General features: G+C 32.4%; 3 protein-coding genes. 2 read left to right on the forward strand and 1 reads right to left on the reverse strand.

All coding sequences use genetic code 11. The features are described 5' to 3' along the window. Nucleotides 1–281 precede the first annotated feature (281 nt). A complete protein-coding gene (locus AB8B65_RS19230; RefSeq protein WP_405302907.1) occupies nucleotides 282–620 on the reverse strand; it encodes an ATP-binding cassette domain-containing protein in 339 nt (112 codons plus the stop codon). Between the two features lie 1,160 nt (nucleotides 621–1,780). Between AB8B65_RS19230 and AB8B65_RS19235 the strand changes: the two genes are divergently transcribed. Both AB8B65_RS19235 and AB8B65_RS19240 read left to right on the forward strand, forming a co-directional pair. After that, nucleotides 1,781–2,179, forward strand: coding sequence for a LytR/AlgR family response regulator transcription factor (locus AB8B65_RS19235; RefSeq protein WP_405302908.1), 399 nt, complete (start codon nucleotides 1,781–1,783; stop codon nucleotides 2,177–2,179). A gap of 49 nt (nucleotides 2,180–2,228) precedes the next feature. Then, the coding region (locus tag AB8B65_RS19240; protein ID WP_405302909.1) for a hypothetical protein at nucleotides 2,229–5,218 on the forward strand (2,990 nt) is incomplete at its 3' end.

The raw sequence follows: 5,218 nt of genomic DNA on the forward strand, positions 1-5,218 counted from the left end.
GAAATATTCAAGTGCTAGAAATTATCAAGAAGATCATACTATTTTAGAAATAGATGACATGGGTTTCTTTGGTTAGAAAATGATATTGTATATTTTTAGCTTGTGTTTCGGCACTAGTATATACTAGCGCTAGCGTGGGAAATTCCATCATTAGATTATTGTGGTTTGGTAGATAAAGTTTCAGTGCCAATTCCTCATTTTGGATGTATTATTAGTGTAGAATAATTTAGAATAGTCGCAGAAAAATTAATCAAAAATAATATCAAATTTATTGTAGCACCTCAAGTAAGATTCAAAGGAAAAGCTGGTGAACAACAAACAATGTTTGTACTTGATTTTAGCAATAATTCACCTGATAAATTCCCGTACAATTGCACAACTTCTGGGATATAAGCAATTGATTTTTTTGCAGATTTATTTTTAGTTACTGAATTGTTATTGATGAATGCTTCTCCAGAAGTAGGTTCAATCAATCCTAAAAAAATATTGATTGTCGTGGTTTTACCAGCTCCGTTTTGTCCTAAAAGGCAAAAAATTTCTCCAGGTGCTACAGTAAAACTCAAATCTTTGATCGCTACTGTATCGTCATAACGCATACACAGCTTTTTTGCTTGTAACATACAAGATGATTTAAAGTTTTTTGAATAATGGAATCCCTTTCTCAAGAATAAAGAAAGGAGTTAAGGAAAGTCCTTAAATTCACTGTAAATTCAAGTATTACAAAACCATAGACAACAGGTAGAATGCTATATTTTTTGCTAAAAATGTTTTTCTAGTACTGTTTAATTGTAAAAATATGTTTTGTAAACTATGAACAGTAAAAAGGTGGAGATCTTGATTTTTTCCTGTATATTTTTAAAGAAAGTAGTTGTTTTTCTTGATCAGGAATACGTTTAGAAATACTATCAGGAACAATTAGCGAGTATGCTATTGATTCATGCTGCGTATAGTCTAAATTTAAGTAAATACTACAGTAGAAGCAAGTTTTTATAAAACTCGAATCTTGATCAAAAGATAGCGTTTCTGAAGAAACATGATTTGTTTTATGTTCATTTTGGTGTTCAAATGAATGCAAGAAAGAAGCGAGATGATTCATAAAAATGATCATCAAAAAAACAAAACTTGTTATTTTCTTTATTTTCTTCAATACTCCTTATTGATGTTTTAATGCAAATAAGATGCAATTATAATAGATTTTTTTTAAAACGCAACTATGTTGCAGTATCAGTCTTTAATATTTTTAATATGATGAACGTTTTGAGAGTGACTCTATAGCGTAACAAAATTGAGTGAAACCGATAGTTTTCGGGCTTTTTCACAAATTTTTAGCATATAATATTAACAGATAAAATCTACTTTTAATGTCTAGCAGTGGTAACTATTTCTATATTTTTTTTTAGATAGAAAAAGTAAACATTCTCATGGATACTCAATTCAAATTCTTTACTTATTGGTATGTATATTTCCTTCTCAAAGGATATAAAAAAAATAATACTGCAACTACAGAATCAAGATTGCATATTGACCATTAAAATCGGTCAATTTTTAGATGTTTGCAAAAGTAAAATAAAGATTCCGAAAATATCATTAACATTTTATTAGTAAGAAATTGCTTTATTTTCTTCCCAAAATTCAACGCTCGTTGGTGAAATTCGACGCTTACACAATAATGTTGCATCGAACAAATAAGATAGGTTTCTTTAATATCCAAATACAGAACTCAACTGCCACTTTCCCCAACCACTTAAAGAAGTTGTAAACTAAAAAAACGTATTGCAGAATGATACAAAAAATAAAAAAACAAAGGCAGCATATTGTAAATGATTCAAATTATTTACGTGTAGGAAGTAAACATCAAGGTGAATACATGGCAAAAGTAAATATTGTGTATATAGAAGCCTGTGCGAGTTACTCATGGATTTATCTAAAAGGAGGTGCACGAATACTCAGTTGTAAAACGATTGGATTCTATGAGGAATTATTCTCAGAAGATAATTTTTCCCGTATTCATCGCTCGTATTTAATCAACCTTTCCTATCTAAAATGTTATGAACCACACTATCGTTTGGTTCATTTAAAAGGTGAAATTGTCTTGCCCGTAAGTCATCGAAAAAACCGTTTAATCTCAAAAATGGTTAGCAGCGGAGAATTGAACACGCCCTTTCAAATGGCGGTATAAAAAAGTATCTAAAAACAAAAACTAGTAAATAAACAAAAATCAGAATTTTATGAAACACGTTATTGCATGTATGTGTTTATTGCTAAGCCTTGGCTTTATGCAAGCACAACAAAGCTCCCCAAATGGAAAAGATGATATTTCTTTACCAACAATAATTCCACCAGCGCCAACGGTGGCAAATTTAATGCGATTTGAAGAAGTCTCTGTAGACCTTTATTCAGGGCAACCTAGTATTGGAATTCCGCTCGGACAAGTTGCTATTTCAGACATGTTAAGCTATCCAATCGGAATTCAGTACAACACACAAAGCGTTCGTATTGATGAACGTTCTGGTTGGCTTGGAACAGGTTTTTCGATGGCTACAGGAGGAGTTATTTCAAGAACTGTTCGCGGTATTCCAGATGAGAACAATTCGCAAGCTCTTGGAAGAGGTGTATTTTTCAACAATTACAAAAACTTTGGTGGTTTATCACTTGCCGATCAAGAAGAATTTTTATGGAAAACTGCCAACGGAATAGACCAGTACGATTCTCAATATGATTTATATCAATACAATTTCTTTGGGAAAAGTGGACGTTTTATCGTTAAGAATATAAATGGACAATTAACACCCGTAATTATTGGAAGTGATACAAATGATATCATTAAAATATATCATAATACAGAATTTGAAATTACCAAATTTGAAGTAACAGATACGAACGGATATATTTATACTTTTGAAGAAACGAGTTCAAATATTATTTACAATAATACGGTAACTACGAGCCAGTTTGGAAACAGTTCATCAGCTTCAACTACCGTTGGAAATGGAGCTGTAAACGCATGGTATTTAAAAGATGTGCGAATGGCTAATGATATTGTACTTTGTAGTTTTACCTATCAAGATGTTCAAGAAAATTACAATACACCTACTTCAACAACAAGAAATCAACTTTTAGGAAGTCCAGCGTTTGGTGACAGTGATGTATCCGATATTAACAAAGGAATGTTACTTCCAAAATTAGTTTCGTCGTCACAGCAAATCTTTAGTACACAAAAATATGTCGATGAAGTAACGATGCGTGATGGAACTAAAATCAGCTATCATTTATCACTTGGACATCCAGAATTTGGCGGACATACGATTAACACAGGGAATTCAGGTACAAAACTAAATCATATAAAAATCTTTGAACCAAACGGAGATGTACACAAACGTATCAATTTTAGTTATACCACATCGACTACCAATCGTTTATTCTTAACAGGAGTTACAGAAGTATTTGGTTCAGAAACCTTACAATACGCGCTTGATTATGAAAACTTAAATGAACTTCCAGGTTTTGGAAGTGATCTTAAAGATGCTTGGGGTTATTACAACGGTGATTATAACGATCCAATTAATAATAACAGTTTAATTATCAATGCACGTTCGGTAAATCCTTCAAAGATTACCACAGGAACTTTAGCGTCTATTACGTATCCACTAGGAGGAAAAAAAGAATTTAATTTTCAAAGTAACGACTTTAGCTATCAAGGAACGCAAAACTATGATTATACAAAGATTCCTGAAAATAGGCAGATATATAATCGTGCTGGAACTATTTCCACTCAACTTGATGAAGAAATTCCTGTCAATAAATTATTACTCTATATTGACAGAAGTCAAAAATTACAACTTTTTAAAAGTGGCTTAACTACAGGAAGTTGTGCAGACCTTAGCAAACATACGCTTTCATTATCAAAAGTGGTTCCCAAACCAGGAGTAACGGTGACACCGCCTTCCAATGGAAACTATTTTGGAGCTGAGACTTCAGATTTTGAATACACAGCAAGCAATTTTGCGTATACATTTACTGTTGGAAACGGATTGGATTTCCCTGTAGTAGGAGCAGGATGGTATTTTGTTGAACTTAGAACTCCAGCGGTAGAACTCACTCCGTGTCCTAGTTTTTTAGACACAAAAGTTGAACTTACTATTGATTTAAAATATACCGAATACAACCTAGTTACTAAAGTCATGAAAGGTGGCGGACTTCGAATTAAAGACGTAGTATTTAGCGATAACGGAGCTGAGAGACAAAAAACAACCTATAATTATAGAGATAATCATCTTATAGAAGATTTTACTGAGACATCCAACGATGGAAATATTATTGATAATTACATTTCAAGTGGTTCGTATGAATCTAATCTAAACAGAAGAACCTATATCAAAGGGAAAATGCATCCGTTTATTACTGAGTTCAGTTGTGCTCATTTGGCTAATACCTTTATACGTGAGCCTGAATTAGTAGAATATCAAGTGATACGCGACATCAATGAAGTACTCACACCAACTACCAAAGGAAATTATGTGGGTTACAAAACAGTATATGTAAAAAAGGAAAATTCAGGAGGAGAACTCTATACTTTTATTTCACCTAGAGATATCGAAATTCTAACAGATACCAATACAGACTATCCGTTTTTACCTGTTGAAAACAAAGATTATCAGCGTGGTGTGGTAAAGAAAAAACAAGTTTTTAATGAATCTCAAAAAATACTTATTGAGGAAGTATATGATTATACGAATGTTTCAAGTATAGCAGAGACTTCGCATGTCATGTATGAACTTCAAAATGTAGATTGTCCTTGGGATCAGTTCTATAATTCGTATAGTACCTACATGTCAGGAACCGTAGAAAATCCTTCTGCAATCTGTGATGTAAATTTAAGTCAAGAACCAAGTGTAGGAACTTGTTATTCTGGAAATGTAGATCCTGTAGCTGGAGTAAGTACGGATGTTCGTGCCGTAACTTTCGATTATATAAAAGGAATTTTACTACCTAGTGAAACCATTAGAAAGGAATTTTTCTACGATGAAAATGATGTTGTTTCAGAAACTGTGACTACTACAAAATCGCAGTACAATTACAAAAATAGAATCAAAGAAAAAACGACTGAATTTGCTGAAGGTGGTACGACAACAATCTACAAAGAAGAAATTCGTTATCCGTACAATTATCAGTTTTTAGAATATACGATTGAGCAACAAACAGATTTGAATAAGATGGT

This window comes from Kordia sp. (assembly GCF_045105435.1).
Lineage (GTDB): Bacteria > Bacteroidota > Bacteroidia > Flavobacteriales > Flavobacteriaceae > Kordia.